At 71.7% G+C, this 18,762-nt stretch carries 20 protein-coding genes; 7 read left to right on the forward strand and 13 right to left on the reverse strand.

The window, feature by feature from the left end:
• Nucleotides 1–18 precede the first annotated feature (18 nt).
• Nucleotides 19–189: a hypothetical protein gene (locus tag CLV40_RS37880; protein ID WP_181043437.1), complete on the forward strand. Its 171-nt coding sequence runs from the start codon at nucleotides 19–21 to the stop codon at nucleotides 187–189.
• A 288-nt stretch (nucleotides 190–477) separates the two neighbouring features.
• On the opposite strand, the gene CLV40_RS11220 is transcribed toward CLV40_RS37880, so the two are convergent.
• Nucleotides 478–1,056, reverse strand: a complete 579-nt coding sequence (locus CLV40_RS11220) for a helix-turn-helix domain-containing protein (protein ID WP_104478830.1) — start codon at nucleotides 1,054–1,056, stop codon at nucleotides 478–480.
• Nucleotides 1,057–1,135: 79 nt separating this feature from the next.
• On the opposite strand from CLV40_RS11220, the gene CLV40_RS11225 reads away from it, so the two are divergent.
• On the forward strand, nucleotides 1,136–2,509 hold the full coding sequence (locus CLV40_RS11225) for an MFS transporter (protein ID WP_104478831.1): 1,374 nt from the start codon (nucleotides 1,136–1,138) through the stop codon (nucleotides 2,507–2,509).
• Here CLV40_RS11225 and CLV40_RS11230 read toward each other — a convergent pair.
• From CLV40_RS11230 to CLV40_RS11250, 5 genes are all read right to left on the reverse strand, one after another.
• Nucleotides 2,498–2,965 (reverse strand): nitroreductase family deazaflavin-dependent oxidoreductase, encoded by a 468-nt coding sequence (locus CLV40_RS11230; RefSeq protein WP_104478832.1) that lies wholly within the window; start codon nucleotides 2,963–2,965, stop codon nucleotides 2,498–2,500. The two genes, CLV40_RS11225 and CLV40_RS11230, sit on opposite strands and share 12 nt — an antisense overlap.
• Before the next feature lie 37 nt (nucleotides 2,966–3,002).
• The gene (locus tag CLV40_RS11235) at nucleotides 3,003–3,548 is read right to left on the reverse strand and encodes a TetR/AcrR family transcriptional regulator (RefSeq protein WP_104479050.1); all 546 of its coding nucleotides are present in this window, start codon (nucleotides 3,546–3,548) and stop codon (nucleotides 3,003–3,005) included.
• 125 nt (nucleotides 3,549–3,673) lie between these two features.
• Nucleotides 3,674–4,441, reverse strand: a complete 768-nt coding sequence (locus CLV40_RS11240) for a galactose-binding domain-containing protein (protein WP_104478833.1) — start codon at nucleotides 4,439–4,441, stop codon at nucleotides 3,674–3,676.
• 116 nt (nucleotides 4,442–4,557) lie between these two features.
• Complete coding sequence (locus CLV40_RS11245) at nucleotides 4,558–5,745, reverse strand: MFS transporter (protein ID WP_245931224.1); 1,188 nt, start codon at nucleotides 5,743–5,745, stop codon at nucleotides 4,558–4,560.
• Nucleotides 5,746–5,927: 182 nt separating this feature from the next.
• The gene (locus CLV40_RS11250; protein WP_104478834.1) at nucleotides 5,928–6,890 is read right to left on the reverse strand and encodes a hypothetical protein; all 963 of its coding nucleotides are present in this window, start codon (nucleotides 6,888–6,890) and stop codon (nucleotides 5,928–5,930) included.
• A 170-nt stretch (nucleotides 6,891–7,060) separates the two neighbouring features.
• Here CLV40_RS11250 and CLV40_RS11255 point away from each other — a divergent pair, with 170 nt between their 5' ends.
• From CLV40_RS11255 to CLV40_RS11265, 3 genes are all read left to right on the forward strand, one after another.
• A complete protein-coding gene (locus CLV40_RS11255) occupies nucleotides 7,061–7,570 on the forward strand; it encodes an ATP-binding protein (RefSeq protein ID WP_146107991.1) in 510 nt (169 codons plus the stop codon).
• 71 nt (nucleotides 7,571–7,641) lie between these two features.
• Complete coding sequence (locus CLV40_RS11260) at nucleotides 7,642–8,481, forward strand: oxidoreductase (RefSeq protein WP_104478836.1); 840 nt, start codon at nucleotides 7,642–7,644, stop codon at nucleotides 8,479–8,481.
• A gap of 57 nt (nucleotides 8,482–8,538) precedes the next feature.
• On the forward strand, nucleotides 8,539–9,690 hold the full coding sequence (locus tag CLV40_RS11265; protein WP_104478837.1) for a class I SAM-dependent methyltransferase: 1,152 nt from the start codon (nucleotides 8,539–8,541) through the stop codon (nucleotides 9,688–9,690).
• A gap of 4 nt (nucleotides 9,691–9,694) precedes the next feature.
• Here the strand turns inward: CLV40_RS11265 and CLV40_RS11270 are convergent, their stop codons facing one another.
• From CLV40_RS11270 to CLV40_RS11295, 6 genes are all read right to left on the reverse strand, one after another.
• The gene (locus CLV40_RS11270; RefSeq protein WP_104478838.1) at nucleotides 9,695–10,222 is read right to left on the reverse strand and encodes a hypothetical protein; all 528 of its coding nucleotides are present in this window, start codon (nucleotides 10,220–10,222) and stop codon (nucleotides 9,695–9,697) included.
• A 2-nt stretch (nucleotides 10,223–10,224) separates the two neighbouring features.
• Nucleotides 10,225–10,752, reverse strand: a complete 528-nt coding sequence (locus CLV40_RS11275) for a hypothetical protein (protein ID WP_104478839.1) — start codon at nucleotides 10,750–10,752, stop codon at nucleotides 10,225–10,227.
• 98 nt (nucleotides 10,753–10,850) lie between these two features.
• A complete protein-coding gene (locus CLV40_RS11280; RefSeq protein WP_104478840.1) occupies nucleotides 10,851–11,372 on the reverse strand; it encodes a hypothetical protein in 522 nt (173 codons plus the stop codon).
• 55 nt (nucleotides 11,373–11,427) lie between these two features.
• A complete protein-coding gene (locus tag CLV40_RS11285; protein ID WP_104478841.1) occupies nucleotides 11,428–11,949 on the reverse strand; it encodes a hypothetical protein in 522 nt (173 codons plus the stop codon).
• Between the two features lie 94 nt (nucleotides 11,950–12,043).
• Entirely contained in the window at nucleotides 12,044–12,310 is a 267-nt protein-coding gene (locus tag CLV40_RS11290) for a hypothetical protein (protein WP_104478842.1), read from the reverse strand.
• Nucleotides 12,311–12,481: 171 nt separating this feature from the next.
• Nucleotides 12,482–14,293: a chitinase gene (locus CLV40_RS11295; protein WP_104478843.1), complete on the reverse strand. Its 1,812-nt coding sequence runs from the start codon at nucleotides 14,291–14,293 to the stop codon at nucleotides 12,482–12,484.
• A 738-nt stretch (nucleotides 14,294–15,031) separates the two neighbouring features.
• On the opposite strand from CLV40_RS11295, the gene CLV40_RS11300 reads away from it, so the two are divergent.
• Both CLV40_RS11300 and CLV40_RS11305 read left to right on the forward strand, forming a co-directional pair.
• Nucleotides 15,032–15,985, forward strand: coding sequence for an alpha/beta hydrolase (locus CLV40_RS11300; RefSeq protein ID WP_104478844.1), 954 nt, complete (start codon nucleotides 15,032–15,034; stop codon nucleotides 15,983–15,985).
• Nucleotides 15,982–17,328 (forward strand): aminotransferase-like domain-containing protein, encoded by a 1,347-nt coding sequence (locus CLV40_RS11305; RefSeq protein WP_104478845.1) that lies wholly within the window; start codon nucleotides 15,982–15,984, stop codon nucleotides 17,326–17,328. Before CLV40_RS11300 ends, CLV40_RS11305 begins: the two co-directional genes overlap by 4 nt.
• Before the next feature lie 45 nt (nucleotides 17,329–17,373).
• On the opposite strand, the gene CLV40_RS11310 is transcribed toward CLV40_RS11305, so the two are convergent.
• The gene (locus tag CLV40_RS11310) at nucleotides 17,374–18,474 is read right to left on the reverse strand and encodes an alpha-hydroxy acid oxidase (protein ID WP_104478846.1); all 1,101 of its coding nucleotides are present in this window, start codon (nucleotides 18,472–18,474) and stop codon (nucleotides 17,374–17,376) included.
• Nucleotides 18,475–18,762 lie beyond the last annotated feature (288 nt).

The following is an 18,762-nucleotide window of genomic DNA, read 5'->3' on the forward strand; positions in this document are numbered from 1 at the left end:
TGGTGTGGGAGGAAAGTCATGAGTGAACTCGACCGTTGGACCGGCGTCGCGAATCCCCGCCGGACCCGACTTGTCAACATCCGCACCGAACAGCAGGAAGGCGCCGGTGAGCACACCGGCCTGACCGCCTCGGTCGCGAACGGCACGGACCAGGCGGAGAACCAGCCGCCCCGACACCAGGTCGGCTGATCCACCAGGGACAGTCACCTGGTCACCCGGTAAGTCAAGAACAGCAAGAACCCCAACGAGTCCACTCCGGACGAAAAGGGCCCTCCCGCCGGGAGGGTGGTGCCGGAGTGGGTCGTGGTGGGAGTCGGTGCGGACGAACGCGTCCGGCGAGACCCCTCGACCGGACCGTTCAGCACCGGCGGACAATTCCGCGACCGGCGCCATGGCGCGCCCGCGAACGCCGCGCTATTCCGCGCCGCGCTTCTGAATCGTTCCCGCACCGCTGAACAGCGATGGGTCGAATATCCGTCAATCGTCCTTCGGTCGGGCCCGCACGTGCATGCGCTCGCCCTGCGGACCGAACAGGCTGAGGATCTCCACCGGCGCGTCGCCCGTCGAGCCGAACCAGTGCGGGAGCCGGGTGTCGAACTCCGCGGCCTCACCAGCCTTGAGCACCACGTCGTGCTCGGCGAGGACCAGCCGCAGGCTCCCGTTGAGCACGTACAGCCACTCGTAGCCCTCGTGGGTGCGCGGGTCCGGCTCGCTCCGCGACACCGGGATGACCATCTTGTACGCCTGGAGCCCGCCCGGGTGCTGGGTCAGCGGGACGATCGTGGCGCCCCCGCGCCTGATCGGCTTGAGCCGCACCCTCGGGTCGCCCGTGGCGGGCGCGCCGACCAGCTCGTCCAGCGGCACCTGGTAGGCGCGGGCCAGCGGCAGCAGCAGCTCCAGGTTCGGCTTGCGCTCCCCGGACTCCAGCCGCGACAGGGTGCTCACGGAGATGCCGGTGGCCTCCGCGACCTGGTTCAACGTGGTGCCGCGCAGCTTGCGCAGCGCGCGCAGCCGAGGCCCCACCGCCGCCAGCACCGCCGTGTCGTCGTTTGCCACACCGGCAAGTTTACTGCGACTTCCTTGTCGACCGGACCCATGCTTCGCGCAGAGGGTCACAAGGGACGAGGTGGTCGCCATGGGGATTCGATCGGGACTCGCGGGTCTGTCGTTGTCGGTGTTGCTGTCCGCGCTGGGGACCAGCGTCGCCAACGTCGCGCTGCCGACGCTGGCGGGCGCGTTCTCCGCGACGTTCCCGAGGGTCCAGTGGGTGGTGCTCGGCTACCTGCTGGCCATCACCACCCTGGTGGTCAGCGCGGGGCGCCTCGGCGACCTGCTCGGGCGACGCCGTGCGCTGCTCGGCGGGCTGGCGGTGTTCACCGCCGCGTCCGTCCTGTGCGGTCTCGCCCCGTCGCTGTGGCTGCTGGTCGCCGGACGGGTGGCGCAGGGGCTGGGCGCGGCGCTGATGATGGCGCTGGCGCTGGCGTTCGTCGGCGACACGGTGCCGAAGGAGCGCACCGGCCGCGCGATGGGACTGCTGGGCACGATGTCGGCCGTCGGCACGGCGTTGGGACCGACGCTGGGCGGCGTGCTGATCGCCGGGTTCGGGTGGCGGGCGGTGTTCCTCGTCGGCGCCCCGCTGGGTGCCGTGGCGCTGGTTCTCGCGTACCGGTACCTGCCCGCCGACCGGGCGACCGGCGACCGGGCCGGGTTCGACCGGGTCGGGACCGCGCTGCTGGCGCTGACGTTGACCGCGTACGCACTCGCCCTGACCGTCGGACGCGGCGAGGTGACCATGGCGCTGATCGCTGTTTCCGCTGTGGGGCTGGGATTCTTCCTCCGCTCGCAGCGGCGGGTCGCGAACCCGTTGGTGCGGTTGGGAATGCTGCGCGACCGGGTGCTCGCCCCCGGGCTCGCGTCGAGCGCGATCGTGTCGACGGTGATGATGGCGACCCTGGTCGTCGGGCCGTTCCACCTGTCCCGGGCGCTGGGCCTGGCACCCGCCGTCGTGGGACTGGTCATGACCGTGGGGCCGCTGGTGACCGCCCTGACCGGCGTGCCCGCCGGACGGCTGGTCGACCGGGTCGGCGCTCGGCGGGTCACACTCCTCGGGTTGTCGGCCCTGGCACTCGGCTGCGGACTGCTGGCCGTGGCACCCGCGTCGCTGGGCATCGCCGGATACGTCGTGCCGCTGGCGGTGACGACCGCAGGCTACGCCCTGTTCCAGACGGCCAACAACACCGCGGTCATGGCGGACGTGCCCGCCGACCGGCGCGGCGTGGTCTCCGGTCTGCTCAACCTCGCCCGGAACCTGGGTCTGGTCACCGGGACCTCCGCGCTGGGCGCGGTGTTCGCGTGGGCCTCGTCCAGCGCGGACATCACGACCGCCGTGCCCGCCGGGGTGGCCGCCGGGACGCGCGCGACGTTCGCCGTGGCGGTGGGCCTGATCGCGGTCGCCCTGGCGGTCGCGGCCAAGAGCCGCGTCCGGCGGGAGGCGCTGTCAGCGCGGTGAGAACGCCACGGCGCCGATGTGGTCGATGGTCCGCGCCCACTCCGGGTTCGCCGGGTCGTCCGGGAGTCCGAGGTGCGGCGCGACCTCCGGCCACAGCCGCGGGTGTTCGTCGCGGTAGGCGCGCAGCACCGAGTCGGTCTCGGCCGCGTCGAGGTGGCGGTGCGATGGCTCGGCCCAGCGCTCCTTGCCGAACCGCACCTCGATGGCCGGGTTCACCCGCAGGTCCCGGTACCAGTCGCTGCGCGGCCCCCACCCGGTGACGACCACGATCTCCGGCCGCTCCCGGTCGTACCGCACGACCTCGAGGACGACGTGCCGAGGTTTCCCGCTCGTGCGGCCCTTGTGGGTCACGTGCACGAGCCGGGTGCCGAACAGCTGCCCCAACCCGGCCCGGTAGGCCAGCAGCGGCGCCCGCAGCGCGAGCCGCTCAAGTCCGGTCGGTCGATCGTCGACCATCCCACCTCCCCGGTCCGGGCCGATGGTAGCCGCCGGGTCAGGGGGCGCCGAGCGCGCCGAGGCAGGTGGCGACGATGTGCCCGCGCCACGCGTCCCGGTCGTCGCGGTGGCGGGCGAGCAGGCACAGCACGACGAGCCCGCCCAGCGCGCCGACGACCCGCGCCAGCCGCTCGGTCTCGCCCGCCACGCCGAACATCTCGAAGACGTACCCGTCGCCGTGGTCGGGGATGGCCGGGTCGGCGGTGGCCAGCGCGGTGATCGACCGGGAGGCCAGCGCCACCAGGCCGGGGCGCTCCAGCGCGAGGTCGGTGAGCAGTTCGACGGCCCGGCGGTCGCGCTCGGCGCCCAGCGGCAGGTGGGCGACCAGGTCGAGCAGCTCCCGGCTGCGGTCGCGGCCCACGGCGATGGCGGCGTCGAAGAGGGCTTCCTTGGTGGGGAAGTGGTGCAGGAGACCGGCTTTGGACAGCCCGGCGGCGTCCGCCAGGTCCCGCAGCGAGGTGTGCGCGAACCCGTGTTGCGCGAAGAGGGCGGCGGCTCGGTCCAGGATGCGCTCGTCCGCGTCCCGCTGGGGCGACTGCTTCACCGGCTCGACGCTACCGCCGCCGCCGCGGGGCCACCGACCGATCCGGTGGGTGTGCTGCCTCACTCGTCGAGAAACCGCGCGGGCCCGGGTGGCGACTCCCACCCGGGCCCGCGCTCGGTGGTCGATCAGTACAGGAACGCCTGGATCTCGTTGACCCGGGCGAAGGCCGGTTGGTGCGACGGGCCCGTCTTGGCCAGGATCCGGACACCGCGGGTGGCGCGGTTGCCGAACCAGGCGGTGACCTTGTTCTGGGTGTTGTAGTTGTAGGTGGCGACGGTGTCCCACCACTGCTCGTTCTGGCTGAGCACCTGGACGTCGAAGTCGCGCAGCTGGTAGCCGTCGGAGGTGTGGACGACCACCCGGCTCACCTGCTGGGGCAGGGCCCAGCGGACCTGGACCCACTCGGGGGTGGTCGTGGGGGAGCGGTCGCGGTCGTTGGACCAGCTGTGCGCACAGCCCAGCTCGGTGCTCACGTCGTTGTCGTTGACCTTGCTCGCCAGGTACGACGGGTAGGTCGACGACGCCTGCGCCCAGCCCTCCAGCGCGAAGTTGACCCCCGGTCGCGGGGTGGGCGTGGGGAAGGTCGGCGAGCTGGGCGGGAAGGTGGTCAGCGCGGCCTCCGGGCCGGCCGCGGAGGTCGGCTGCGGGGTGGTGTAGGTCGTGCCGCCCGGGGTGGTGGTGTAGGTCGTCGTCGTGACCGGGGGGCAGGCGGGCGGCAGCGGGGGCAGGGTGGTGGGCGGCCGGGACGTCGGCGTGGTCGTCTCGGCGCCCGCCACGACCTGGGCCGGTGCCTCGGCCTCGGAGGTGGCGCCCGCCTGGACCACCACGGCGAGCGTCGCGACGGCGGTCAGGGTCAGGACCGGGGGTAGGTACTTCCTCGCGGGGAACCGCACGGATCTCCCTCTCAGGATCGGGGAATCGGCGGACCCGGCTCGACGCGGTGGGACTCCTGGAACGCGGATCCGCCACCGCCGTGAAATCGGTGGTAACCGCAATGTAGCGGACAAGATCACCAGCGGAAACGGTCGAATCGTCCACGTTTACCGTCTGGGAATCCTGATATTTTCCGAAAGTGTCGTCCGTCTGAAAAGGAGACTGACGAGAATTCCGCGCCGACGCCGGGAATGCGGACCTCGGTCCGGCTCGGGTCGGCTGGAGTTCGCGCTGCTGCTCCAGCACCAGGCGGCGGGTGATCCGCCGAACGGCTGCGTGCACCTCGACGTCGAGCACCGACGGGTCGATGTGGTCGGGCCCGCGGGAACACGACCCGGAGCGCCTCGGCGATCGAGGCGCCGAAGGAGCTGCCCAGGTTGCGGAAGAACGTCACCCCGGAAGTAGCCGAGCCCAGGTCGCGGTAGTCGGCGGTGTGCTGCATGACGATCGTCAGCACCTGCGTGACCAGGCCGATCCCCGCGCCCAGCACGAACATCGCGACCGACTGGACCAGCACCGTCGTGCGCTGGTCCAGTGTGGACAGCAGGAACATGCCGACCCCGGTGACCGCCGCGCCCGCGATGGTGAACACCCGGCCGCGGAACAGCCGCCGGCGCCGAGGGCGATGAACAGCACGCCCAGGTAGTCGATCCGGGGGTGCGACCGGTCGCCGTGGCCCGGGATGGCGCGCGGCCGGCACGATGACGACCAGCGCCGGCGGTACGGTGACGTACAAGGCCCAGCGCCAGGACAGGTGGTCGGTGAACAGCCCGCCGAGCAGCGGCCCGGTCACCGTCGTCACGCCGAACACCGCGCCGAGCGCGCCCTGGTACCGGCCGCGCTCGCGCAAGGGGATGACGTCGGCGACCAGCGCCGTGGCGGTGACCGCGAGACCACCACCGCCGACGCCCTGCGCGGCCCGCACCGCGATGAGCGCGCCCATGCTGTCGGCCAGGCCGCAGAAGAACGAGCCGGTGATGAACACCGCCACGCTGAGCTGGAACACCGGCTTGCGGCCGAACAGGTCGCCGAACTTGCCCGCCGGCACGGTGGCCACGGTCTCGGCGAGGATGTAGGAGGTCACCACCCAGCTCATGTGCCCGGCCCCGCCGACGTCGCCGACGATGGTCGGCAGCGCCGTCGCCACGATCGTCCGGTCCAGGGCGGAGAGCGGCATGCCCAGCACGATCGTGCCGAACACCAGGTTCGTCCGGCCGCGCGACAGCGCCGGCGGCGCGGGCGCGTCCGTCACTGCGGCGCTCATCGGCACTTCCGCCGACGCGGTCGACGACCCTCGGGCCGACCATAGGCGCCACCGCCGGGCCGCGCCCCGCGGACCACTCGATCCGGTCAGACCGGGGAGACCACCCGGTCCGGCTGCTCGGCGGGCCACGGCGCCAACCGCCGCCGGTCCCGCACCAGCGGCCCCAGTGCCGACCGGCGCGACTAGGCCCGCGGGTCGGGGCGCCAGGTCCGGAGGACGCCGTCGCGCAGGGACGCCAGGGTGCCGGTTTTCGGGTCCTGGGCGCTGGGGTGGAACCCCGCCAGTACGCCGATCCGCTCGTCCGGGGACCACACCTCCAGGCCCCCTGCCGCGGCGACGTGGAGCCGACCCCCGAACGACCACAGTGGACCCGGCGGCAGCGGGATCCGGCGGGTCACCTCGTCGCCCGGGAACTCGAGCACCTCGGCGTGGCCGTCGGCTTGGACCACGGCCGTCGAGTCGTCGAGCCAGGCGGTCGAGGTGTCCCAGAGGTCGCGGTACGCGCCCACGTGGTTGTCGAGGTCCGCGGCGGTGCGGTCACCGCCGAGCCAGGCCCGGACGTCGATGACGGAGTGGACGCCGATCGGTTGCCACAGCCAGCCGTCGTTGAGCAGCAGGCTCTCCGACGGGTTCAGCGACAGGGCGCCCTGGAACGACGAGTTGAAGATGTCCGCGTCGTGGTCCTGGCCGGTCTCGCGGTCGGTGAGCAGCTCGCCGGTGGCCGCCCGGAACGCGTCGAGCCGGTTCCACTCCGTGCCCGCGATGACGACGGTCTCCGCGCCCGTGCCGACGAACGCCAGCGGGAAGCGGGTGTGCCGCGAGTGGTGGTCCCAGCGGTTCAGCTCCAGGGTGACCGACTTCGTCGACAGGTCGAACAGCAGGCCGCGGGCGCCGTAGTCGGTGACCAGCGCCGCGAAGCGGCCGTCCCGGGACGTGTGCAGACCCGGCCTCCGCGCCGACGACCACGGCTGCTCCCGCTCGCGCGGCTGCTTCCGCCGCGCGAGCACCCGGCGCCTGCCGTCGCCGGTGATCGCCACCAGCGCCGTGCCGGTGAACACCAGCCACCCGTCCGGCAGCGCCGCCAGGCACGCCTCGTTCACCGGTGCGTCCGCGCACGCCAGCGCCCGCCACGTCCCCTCCAGCACGGCCGGATTATGACCGGTCGGACCGACCGGTCCGCGCCGGGGACGAGGTGGCCTAGACCACCGACCATCTTCGGCCCCGTCCGGTTAGGGTGAACCGCCGGTAACGAGGACGTTGCGCGGGGCGACTCATCGGATGACAGGGTTATGGCGCGCAGGAGGGGGTCATCGCGGTGTCGATCGCGTCTACACCGGATGCCGAGGACACCGGGACGGCGGGCAGGCCCATGCCTGAACGGGTGACCGCGACCGCCGACGGTGACCTGTTGACCGTGCTGATGCCACCCGGACTCGCCCACCTGGTCCCGGTGCGCAACCACGTCCGGATGTGGCTGGCCGAGCAAGGTGTCGCCGTGGAGACCGCGCGCGACATCGTCACCGCCGCCGACGAGGCGGTGACCAACGCCGTCGTGCACCGCTACCGCCCGGAGGTCGCCGCCGGGTCGGTCGAGGTGTCCATCCGGGTGGAGACCGTCGACGCGGGCAAGGCCGCCATCGTGCTGACCGTGTCCGACGACGGTCCCTGGCAGCTGCCCGCCCAGGGTGCCGCGCCGGACGGCGGGTTCAACCTGCCGATGATCCGCGTCCTCGCCGACCGGGTCGACCTGCGCCACGAGGACGGCCGGAGCACCCTCGTCGCCCGCTTCCCGCACCGCCGGTCGCAGGGCTTCCCCGCGCTCTGACCGACGACCCGGCACCACCCGACCCGGTCTGCCGTTCACCGCGCGCGACCGATCGGGGGCATAGTGTGCGCATGGCGCAGAGGGCGAAGCTGGGCGCGGCCGAGGTCGGCCGGATCGGGTACGGCGCGATGCAACTGGCGGGACCGGGCGTGTTCGGCCCGCCCCGGGACCGCGACGCGGCCATCGCGGTGCTGCGCCGGGCGGTCGAGCTGGGCGTGGACCACATCGACACGTCGGACTACTACGGCCCGTACGTGGTCAACGAACTCATCGCGACCGCGCTGCGGCCCTACCCGGACGACCTGGTCATCGTCACCAAGGTCGGCGCCCGCCGCGACGACGCGGGCGCGTGGCTGCCCGCGCTGTCCGCCGACGAACTCCGCTCGGCCGTGCACGACAACCTCACCCGCCTCGGTGTGGACCGCCTCGACGTGGTCAACCTGCGGCTCATGGACGACACCTCACTCGAGGAGCCGCTGACCGCGCTCGCCGAGTTGCGTGCGCAAGGCCTTGTCGCGGAGCTCGGCGTCAGCAACGTCACGTCCGCGCAGTTGGCTCAGGCGCGCGGGATCGCGCCGATCGCCTGTGTGCAGAACATGTACAACGTGACCGCGCGCGGTGACGACGCGCTGGTCGACGAGACCGCGCGGCTGGGCATCGCGTATGTCCCGTTCTTCCCGTTGGGCGGTTTCGAACCGTTCCAGGCCGACGTGCTCGACGCCGTGGCCGCCCGGCACGGCGCGACCGACCGCCAGGTGGCGCTCGCCTGGCTGCTGCGGCGCTCGCCCAACATCCTGCTGATCCCCGGCACGTCCTCGGTCGCGCACCTGGAGCAGAACCTCACCGTGACCGACCTGGAACTCACCGAAACCGATGTCGCGGAACTGGATGGGCTCGCCGCCGCCGGGTAGCGCGACGGCGTTTCAAATCGTGGTCCAGGGCCGTGACCCGCTGATAAGCTGACCGGCGTGACGGGGCAGAAGGCGGATTGGGGCGTGCTCGAGCGCCGGTACCGGTCGTACTTCCGCAAGCGGGAAGAGGTGCCGTTCCGCGTCGAACCCCCGGTGGGCGACGGTCGGACGCTGGGCCGGGGAGAGCCCGTGTTCACCCTCGAGGCGCGCAACGCGGCCGGGATCACCGCGGTCAACTCCCTGGACCAGGTCCAGGTCGGTCTGGCCTATCTCGACGGTCACCTCGACATCCACGGCGACATCTTCTCCGCGCTGGGCATGCGCAAGTTCTTCGGCGACTTCCACCCGATCGCCTGGGTGAACCGCTACCTGCCCGCGGTGGTGCGCGGCAAGACCGAGCACGACCGGCGCTCGATCACCGCGCACTACGACCGCGACCCGGAGTTCTTCCTGTCCTTCCTGGACAGTCGGCACCGGTGCTACACCCAGGGTTCGTTCAAGACCGACGACGAACCCATCGAGGACGCCATGACCCGCAAGATGGACATGGCCATCGAGCAGCTCGGGCTCAACCCCGGCGACCGGGTGCTGGAGGTCGGCGGCGGCTGGGGCGCGTTCGTGGAACACGCCGGTCGCAAGGGGATCGAGGTCACCACCCTCACCCTGTCCGAGCCGTCGGAGCTGTACCTCAAGGAGCTGATCGCCCGCGAGGACCTGCCCTGCCGGGTGCTGCGGCAGCACTTCTACCGGTACGAGGCGGACAAGCCGTACGACGCCGTGGTGAACATGGGCGTCACCGAGCACCTGCCCGACTACGCGGCGTCGCTGCGCAAGTACGCGGAGCTGCTGCGGCCGGGCGGCCGGGTGTACCTGGACGCGCTGGCGATGCGCGCGAAGAACCGCATGTCGACGTTCATGAGCAAGTACGTCTACCCGGGCGTGTCGACGCCGCTGCTGCTGCACGACTACCTGGCGAAGGTGGCCAGGTCACCGTTCTACCTGACGTCCGTGGACGACGAGCGGCACAACTACTACCTGACGTGCAAGGTGTGGGCGGAGAAGCTGGACGCCAACCGGGAGCACGTCGTCGCCAACTGGGGCGAGCCGCTGTACCGGCACTTCCGGCTGTTCCTGTGGGGCTCGGCCGCCGGGTTCCACAGTGGACTGGTCCAGGCGTACCGGTGGGCGCTGGAACTGCCCGAGCGGTAGGGGATCACGCCCCGACGATCCAGGTCACCAGCCCGCCGAGGAGCGCGAGGGCCCAGATGGCCGAAGCCGTGAACAGGCCGATCAGGAAGCCGGTCGCGTAGCGGGTGCCGGGCCTGCCGAGCACGGCCATGACCGCGAAGTAGCAGGCGGCCAGCGCGGGGATCGTCGCCAGCGCGACCATGAACCCGGTGCCGAGCACCAGTTCCGGCGTGGACTTCGTCGCCGCGGTGCTCCCGTTGCGCCGCACGGTGAACCGGGTGCCCTCCGCCGGGTGCTCGTACGACGGGCGCAGGGTCGCGGTGCCCGCGGGGACCGCGCTCCCGTCGGGGAAGAACGCGCCGGAGCAGGTGTACTGGTAGCTGTCGCGTTCGACGTGGACCTCCTCGCACGAACCGACGACCACCGTGCCCGGCTCACCCGCGAACCCGGACATGCTCAGCGTTTGCCGCCAGAGGAAGGGCAGCACCAGCCAGAGGGCCAGCGGCATCCCCACGGCCAGCACACCGAACCACACCCGCGTCCCGGTTCGCACGATCAGATCCCGATCACCAAGAGGACGGCGCAGACGACGACGACGGCAAACCACAGGGCTCCCACGACCGCCGCCCCTATCCACACCCCGTACACCACCCTCGCCTCCGTATCGTTCTTCACCGCCGCGCCCACGTGGTAGGCCGCGGTGGCGAGGATCCCGATGCCCACCGCGCACGTGAGGCCGAGCATGAGGACCATGACCGGTACGGATTCGGTGCGCGCGGCGTCGCCGTCGCGCCGGACGGCGACGCGGGTGCCCTCGGGGTAGAGCTCGTCGGCCCGGCTCAGCGTCAAGGTTCCCGTCGGGGTCGGGCTCCCGTCGGGGACGAACGCTCCGTGGCAGTCGTTGACGTGGCCGGTATCTTGGGTTTCCGTCCGCACGCACTCGGCGACGACGAGCGTCCCCCGCTCACCCGCGTGTCCGCTGGCCGCCAGGGAGAACTGCCACAGCAGCCACACGACCACCGCCGCCGACGGCAGCAGAACCGCCGCGATGGCCCAGTACGCGACCCGTCGGAGTGTGCCCACGGGCAGGAGTATCGAGCAGCCCGGTCCACTGCGGAGCGCTTTCCGCGCCGGTCACCCGCCTGGCCCAACCACCCGCGCGGCAGGGGATCGGCGGCGGTTCACCCGAAGAACGCCAGCGCGAAGGCGCCTGCCAGCGCGACGACCAGCAGCACCGCGCCCGCGAGCACCCCGAACCCGAGGCCGTTGCCGAAGTCCGCCGTGTCGTCACCGCGCACCGCCTCGAACAGGTAGTAGCCGCCCGCCACGGCGGTGATGGCACTGAGCGCGCACACCAAACCGATGAACAGCACCAGGTGCGACAGGGACTCGGTACGCGCGAGCTCACCGTCGCGCCGCACGGTGATGCGGGTGCCCTCGGCCTGCGGGTCCGACAGTTGGGGGATCCGCGCGGTACCTGCGGGCACTGCGGCGCCGTCCGGGACGAACGCGCCCGAGCAGCGGTAGGCGGAGCCGGTGTCGAGGGTGTACTTCTCGCACTGCCCGACGATGAGCGTCCCCGGCTCACCGGCGTAGCCCGCCTGCGTCAGCGCGAAGGCCCACAGCGACCACGCGATCAGCACCGCCCCCGGCAGCAGGGCCAACCCCAGCAACACGAACGCGAACCGCCGCATGGTGCTCACGAACAGGAGTATCCGGCAGACGCGCGCCCGCCGTCCCGGTTTCCGGGACGCGCGGTCAGATGACGGCCAGCACGAGGCCCGCGGCGAAGGGGAGGACCACCAGCAGGCAGGCGACCTTCCCCCCGAGCTTGAACCCCGACGCCAGGTCCGCCCCGCTGTCGCGGCGGATCACCGCCACGGCCAGGTAGCCCGCGGTCGTGGCGAAGCCCGCGCCCAGCGCGCAGGCCATACCGAGACCCACCACGAGCTTGGCCTTCGACGCGGTGTGGGCGGTGTCGCCGTCGCGCCGCACCGGCACCCGGTCGTCCCGGTGGTACTCGGTCCCGATCCCCACGAGGCTCGCGGTGCCCTCGGCCGCTTCGGTCCCTTCCGGCACGAACGCGCCCGCGCAGTCGTAGCGGAACACGCCGTGCTGGATCTGGATCGCCCCGCACTCGTCGACGACGAGGGTGCCCGCCGCGCCGCCGTACCCGGCGGTCACCAGCCCGAACCACCAGACGAGCCACACGACCGCCGCGGCGACCGGCAGCAGGACGACCGCCAGCGCCCCGAACCAGACCCGCGTCTTGGTCTCCACGCCCCGAGTATCGAGCGCCCCGGGCGGCGGCCGGCCGGGTTTCCCGACGCTCACCCGGTTGGCCCAGCCGGCTACCGGCGCACCCGGGATCGGTCTAGCCGAGGAAGCCCAACGCCACCACGGCCGCGACGATGGTGACGGTCATGAAGCACAGGGCCGTGACCAGCCCGGTGCGCGGCCGGGCCCCGAGGTCGTCCCGGGTGGCGGACGCGGCTGAGTCGCTCGCGGCCACCACGATCCCCACGGCGGCCACGCCCGCCAGCCCGGCGGTCAACGCCAACTCGCCCTTCGACGCGTCGAACCACACGAGCGCCAAGAGCACGGTGAACACCCCGAGCCACACCCACCGCGCGGTACCCATGGCCCGAGTATCCGACCGCCCCGCGCCCGCCACGGCGGGTTTCCACCCAGGTCACTCGTCCGGCCCAGACAGGCACGTCCGCCGACCGCTCCGGTAGTCCCAAATGGACATACCCGGCACGGCGACGGCCCCGCACCCGGGGTGGGTGCGGGGCCGCGAGACCGCCGTGGGTCAGAGGTTGTTCAGGAACGGCCGGTGGGCGTTCTGGAACTCCCAGTTGTAGTAGCGGTCCCAGTTGATCGACCAGGTCATCAGCCCGCGCAGGCCGGGGGACGCGCCGCCGCGCAGCTGGTAGCCGCCGCAGCCCGTGCCCTTGACCAGGCAGGTCAGCGCCTGCTGGACGGCGGCGGGGGAGGTGTGGCCGTTGCCGGCGCTCACCGCCGCCGGGACGCCGAAGCCGATCTGGTCCTCGCGCAGCCCCGGGAAGGTGAACCCGGTGTTGGCGACCGGGAAGCCCGCCTTGAGCATGTCGGTCATGGCGATGTGGAAGTCCGCGCCGCCCATGTTGTGGTACTGGTTGTCCAGGCCGGTGACCGGGCCCGAGTTGTAGTCCTGCACGTGCAGGATGGTCAGCACGTCCCGCAGGGCGTGGATGACCGGCAGGTACGAGCCGGTCCGGCTGTCGCCGCCGCTGCTGGAGCCGCCGTAGAACTGGTAGCCCACCTGCACGAAGAACGTCTCCGGGGCCATCGTGAGGATGAACTTGGCGCCGTAGCGGGCCTTCAGCGTCTTGACCGCCGAGATCAGGTTGACGATCACCGGGGTGGTCGGGTTGCGGAAGTCCTTGTCACCGGAGTTCAGGTACAGCGAGTGGCCCTCGAAGTCGATGTCGAGGCCGTCGAGGCCGTACTTGTCGATGATCGCCGACACCGAGCTGACGAACTTGTCGCGCGCGGCGGTGGAGGTGAGCTGCACCTGGCCGTTCTGGCCGCCGATCGAGATCAGCACCTTCTTGCCCTTGGCCTGCTTGGCCCGGATGGCCGCGATGAACTCGGCCTCCGACTCGACCTGCGGGCACTCCGCGACCGGGCACTGGCTGAACCGGATGTCACCGGAGGTGACCGAGGTCGGCTCGCCGAAGGCCAGGTTGACGATGTCCCACGAGTCCGGCACGTCGGCCATCCGGATGTAGCCGGAGCCGTTGGCGAAGCTGGTGTGCAGGTAGCCGATCAGCGCCCGCTTCGGCACCCCGGTGTCGGGGCAGCCGGAGGTGAAGGCGGACACGGGGTTGGACTTGGCCGACTCGCCGTCGGTGTTGTAGGCGGTGACCGTGAAGGTGTGCGTGGTGCACGCCGTCAGACCGCTGATCGTGGCGCTGGTGCCGGTGGTGACGGTCGCCTTGAGCTCGGTGCCCTCGTAGACCTTGTACCCGGTGACGGTGCCGGACGGGGCACCCCAGGTCAGCGAGATCGAGGAGTTGGTGGCGCCGGTCGCGACCGGGGTGGCGGGTGCGCCGGGCCCGGTGCCGGGCGGGGGACCGCCGCCGTCCCCGGGCGGGCCGTCGAGCACCACGTCGTCGACGTTGAAGGTGCCCGCGCCGTACCAGCCGTGCAGGTACAGCTCCACGCTCGTCTGGGCCGCGCCGCTGGTGAAGGTCAGCGACAGCTGGGTGTAGTTCGCGGCGTTGGTCCAGGTCTGGCCGCCGCCGGTGATGCCGAGGTACACCGGGTTGCCCTTGACCCAGGCGGACACGGTGTAGGTGCTGCTGGGCTTGACCGCGATGGTCTGCGCGCAGCGGCCGTTCTTCGCGCCGCTCGCGGTGGAGGCGAGCGCGCCGGAGCCGCTGTGCACCGGGGTGGTCACCGCCGCGCCGGAGTCGCAGGTCCAGCCGGTGGTGCCGCTCTCGAAGCCGGGGTTGGTCAGCAGGTTGGCCGCGGCCGCGGGACCGGCGGCGACCAGGCTGGTGACCACCACGGCGGCGGCCGCGCCGAGCGCGGTCGCTATCGTGCGCGCCGCTTTGCGGCGTCGGGGGACTTCAGTCATCGACGACCTCCAGGGTGCGGTGCGCAGGGGGACACCGCTGCCTATTGTCTAGACCAATGATCGAGTGTTGTCTAGACCTCAGACCGATGGCCGCCGGATGGGCGTAGGGTGCGCGCCCGCGCGTCCGCGCGCGTACGGGTGTGCGCGGAGAGTTCTGCGGGGTGGCGCTCCCGACGCGCGTCCCGCGCCCCGATCAGTCCACAGTGGTCTGGCGGTCGGGCTGGACCATTGCCGGATGATGTGTCCTCTGAGGATTCACGTGGTTTGTCACTAGTCACGAAAAATCATTCGCATAAAGCGTTCGCTGTACTGATCCGATCAGGCCACGGTGATGATCCAGGCTTTACCCCGTTTGGCGCAATCGTCGAATTGCCAGCCCTGACCTGCGGTATTGCGCCGAGCGGAGCAACCGGACGGGATACGGTAGTACGCCGTACAGTCCTGAATGGACGGATATGTCCATTCGGCCTAGTCGGCGGATGGCGCCTTTTGGCGTATCGACGCCTGTCGAGATATCGCCATATGCTCCTGCGAAATCGGCGGCCGGGATCGAAGACCGACCGGTCCGCCGGAGTCGGAGGGAGGTGATCAGCATGCGTGGAGTCCGTGAGCGCAACGTCCTGGAGCGCAACGTCCGCGAGGCCTGAGCCCGTGGGACGTGAGCGGTAGATCGAGGGGGGACGTGGCCGCCGAGCCTGGGTGGCCACGTCCCGCCGATCGCGAGGAGAGTCGAACAGCATGCCCCTGGACCCCCAGGTCGAACGGTCCCGCGCGCGCCGCGCCGAGCGGCGGGCGACCCCGCTCTACGAGCTGACCCTGGAGCGGGCCCGCGCCGAGGACCTGGCGTCCATCCGGGACGCGGCGGGCGACCCGGAGCCGGTGGCCTCCGTCGCCGACCTGGACATCCCGGGCCCGGCGAGCGCGCTCACCCTGCGGATCTACCGGTGCGCGCGGGCCGTGCGCGCGGGGACGCCGAGCCCGGTGCTGGTCTACTTCTTCGGCGGTGGCTGGACTCTGGGCACCATCGACACCGCCGACGCCATCTGCCGCAGGCTCACCAACGCCGCGGGCTGCACCACCGTCTCGGTCGGCTACCGGCTCGCCCCCGAGCACAAGTTCCCCGCCGCCGTGCACGACTGCCACGCCGCCGTGCGCTGGGTCGCCGCGCACGCCGCCGAGCTGGGCGTCGACCCGGACCGGATCGCCGTCGGCGGTGACAGCGCGGGCGGCAACCTGGCCGCCGCGGTCGCGCTCGCCGCCCGCGAGGACGGTCCGCTGCTGGTCCACCAGCTCCTGGTCTACCCGAACACCGACCACGGTTCGGACACCGAGTCGCTGCGCGAGAGCACCGACCGGTACCTGTTCAACCTGCACTCCGTGGCCTGGTACTGGGACAACTACCTGGCCGACCCGGCCGACGGCGCCAACCCGCTGGCCTCCCCGCTGCGCGCCGCCGACCACTCCGGCCTGCCGCCCGCCACGGTGATCACCGCCGAGTACGACCCGTTGCGCGACGAGGGCGAGTTGTACGCGAAACGGCTCGCGGACGCGGGCGTACCGACGGAATTGACGCGTTTTCCCGGTATGGCACACGGTTTCTTCGCGATGTTCGGTGAACTGCCCGCCGCCGCCGAGGCCGTGGAGATCGCCGCGGCCCGGCTCCGCGCCGCGTTCGGGACGGACCGGGCATGACCGCCACCGACCCCGCCGGGGTGGTCCTGGACCCCACGAGTGCTCCCGCCAAAGTCGTCCTGGGTCCCGAAGACCTGCACCGCAGCCTAGAGGACCCGCTGCTGTCGGCGATGACCTTCCTCAACGAGGTCACCCACCGCTTCCCGGACGCGATCTCGTTCGCGCCCGGCCGCCCGTACGAGGGCCTGTTCGACCCGGCGGCCATCTCCGGCTACCTCGACGCCTACCGCGAGTACCTCGAACGCGACCTGGGCCTGGACGCGGACCGGGTGCGCACGGCGTTCTTCCAGTACGGCCGCACCAACGGCCAGATCCACGACCTCATCGCCCGCACCGTCGCCAACGACGAGGACATCCACGTCCCGCCCGGGGCGGTCGTGGTCACCGTCGGCGCGCAGGAGGGCATGCTGCTGGCGCTGCGCGCGCTGTTCACCGGCCCCGACGACGTGCTGCTGGTCAGTTCCCCCTGCTACGTCGGCATCACCGGCGCCGCGCGGCTGCTCGACATCGACTTCGTCGGCGTCACCGAGGACGAGTCCGGGCCCGACCCGAGCCGGGTGGCCGAGGTGGCGCGCCGGGTGCGGGCCGAGGGCAGGCGACCGCGCGCGCTCTACATCGTGCCGGACTTCGCCAACCCGTCCGGTGTCTCGATGTCGGTGCAGCGCAGGCGCGAGCTGCTCGCGATCGCCGAGGCCGAGGGTATTTTCGTCATCGAGGACAACCCGTACGGCTTCTTCACCGCCGAGGACGTGCGTACCCCGACCCTGAAGTCCTTGGACACCAGCGGTGTCGTCATCTACATCGGCTCGTTCGCCAAGTCCTGCTTCCCCGGCGCGCGCGTCGGCTACGTGCTCGCGGATCAGGTGGTGCGCACCCGCGAGGGCGGTGCGGAACCACTCGCCGATTCCCTGGCGAAGATCAAGAGCATGACCACGGTGAACACCTCCGCGCTCAGCCAGGCCGCGATCGGCGGGCTGCTGGTGCGCGCGGGCTGCCGGTTGCGGGAGGCGAACGCCGACACGATCTCCTTCTACCGCGAGAACATGCGGCTCATGCTCGCCGAACTGGCGCGGCACTTCCCACCGGGCTCGGGGGTCCGGTGGAACACGCCCAGCGGCGGGTTCTTCGTGGTGGTCACGGTCCCCTTCGTCGCCGACGAGGCCGCGCTGGAGCGCTCGGCCAGGGAGTTCGGCGTGCTGTGGACCCCGATGAGCACCTTCCACCTCGACGGCGGGGGCCTGGACCGGCTCCGGTTGTCGTGCAGCTACGTCGAACCGGACCGGCTGGTGGCGGGTGTGCGCAGGTTCGCCGAGTTCGTCTCGGCGATGACCACCCGGGAGTGAGCCACCCCCGGGTGGGTCGTTCGACGGGCCGGTGAGCGGAGAAGGTCAGTGGTGGTAAGGAGTTCGGTTCGGTGTCCCCAGCACCGACCGGTCGAGGTGGGCCAGGGTCGGCCTGCCGGTGAGGGCCATGGCCTCCTCCAGTTCCTCGCGCAATGTCTGCAGCACGTCCTGCGCGCCCTCGGTGCCCGCGTGCGCCAGACCCCACAGCACCGGTCGGCCGACCAGCACGGTGTCCGCGCCGACGGCCAGCGCCTTGAGCACGTCCGACCCGGTGCGCACACCGCCGTCGACCAGCACCGGGAGCCCGCCGCCGACCGCGTCCACCACCTCGGGCAGCGCGTCGATCGTGGCGGGCACCCCGTCGAGCTGCCTACCGCCGTGGTTGGACACGATGATCCCGTCCACGCCGTGGCGCACCGCCAGTTCGGCGTCCTCGGCGGTGAGGATTCCCTTCAGCACCAGGGGAAGCGCGGTGCGCTCACGCAGCCAGGCGAGGTCCGCCCAGGTGATCCGCGGGTCGAACCTCTCCAGCGAGTGCCGCTCGATGGCCGACGTCCCGGCCTCGGCGACGTGGCTGGTGGCCATCAGCGCGGCGTCCACGTTCACCGCGCGCGCGTGCGCGGGGAGCGTGAAACCGCTGCGCAGGTCGCGGTACCGGCGCGCCACGCGCGGGGTGTCCACGGTCAGCGCCAGCGCGCCGTACCCGGCTTCCGCCGCGCGACCGACCAGTTCCAGCACCGCGCCCCGGTCGCGCAACCAGTACAGCTGCAGCCACAGCGGCCCGGTGGCCGCCGCGGCGATCTCGGCCAGGTCCGTGCTGGCGAACATGCTGGCCACGAACAACGCGCCCGCCGCGCCCGCGGCCCGCACGGTCCCGATTTCACCGTCCGGGTGAAAGAGCCGGTGGTACGCCATGGGCGCCACCCCGATCGGCGCGGCGAGGTCCGCGCCGAGCAGGGTCGTCGCCGTGGCGCAGCGCTCCACGTCGGTGAGCACCCTCGGGCGAAGTGGTATGGCCGAATACGCGGACTCGTTGGCGCGCAGCGTCCACTCGGCGCCCGCGCCACCGTTGAGGTACCCGGCGACATCGGCCGCCAGGCAGGATCGCGCCAAGTCCGCGTAGTCGGGGACACGTAGGGGTTTCACGCCGGTCCTCTCGGTGTTTGCGCCGTTCGGTGGAATCACCGCCGCGGCTATCCTGTCATCCGCTGACAACGATTTCCAGCTTATCCACGATCGGGTGTTCGCCGTGCATTCGCACGCGCACCGAAGCGGTCCGTGATCGACTCGTGGCGGCCGGTGTCCGCTGTGTAACTACTGATAGAACCGTTGCCCTGTCAGGGATACCGGGGGTACCGACTAGCCCTTTCGGTCGACCTTGACGGGTGTGGATCCATATGCGATTGTTCCACCGCGAGTCCGGATAGCGCGGAC

This window comes from Actinokineospora auranticolor (assembly GCF_002934265.1).
GTDB classification, from domain to species: Bacteria; Actinomycetota; Actinomycetes; order Mycobacteriales; family Pseudonocardiaceae; genus Actinokineospora; species Actinokineospora auranticolor.

Excerpts from the sequence above, each read along its gene's own strand:
- CLV40_RS37880 (WP_181043437.1), top strand. The coding sequence starts at position 19 with ATGAGTGAACTCGACCGTTGGACCGGCGTCGCGAATCCCCGCCGGACC.
- CLV40_RS11225 (WP_104478831.1), top strand. The coding sequence starts at position 1,136 with ATGGGGATTCGATCGGGACTCGCGGGTCTGTCGTTGTCGGTGTTGCTG.
- CLV40_RS11230 (WP_104478832.1), bottom strand. The coding sequence starts at position 2,965 with ATGGTCGACGATCGACCGACCGGACTTGAGCGGCTCGCGCTGCGGGCG.
- CLV40_RS11245 (WP_245931224.1), bottom strand. The coding sequence starts at position 5,745 with ATGAGCGCCGCAGTGACGGACGCGCCCGCGCCGCCGGCGCTGTCGCGC.
- CLV40_RS11260 (WP_104478836.1), top strand. The coding sequence starts at position 7,642 with ATGGCGCAGAGGGCGAAGCTGGGCGCGGCCGAGGTCGGCCGGATCGGG.
- CLV40_RS11290 (WP_104478842.1), bottom strand. The coding sequence starts at position 12,310 with ATGGGTACCGCGCGGTGGGTGTGGCTCGGGGTGTTCACCGTGCTCTTG.
- CLV40_RS11295 (WP_104478843.1), bottom strand. The coding sequence starts at position 14,293 with ATGACTGAAGTCCCCCGACGCCGCAAAGCGGCGCGCACGATAGCGACC.
- CLV40_RS11300 (WP_104478844.1), top strand. The coding sequence starts at position 15,032 with ATGCCCCTGGACCCCCAGGTCGAACGGTCCCGCGCGCGCCGCGCCGAG.
- CLV40_RS11305 (WP_104478845.1), top strand. The coding sequence starts at position 15,982 with ATGACCGCCACCGACCCCGCCGGGGTGGTCCTGGACCCCACGAGTGCT.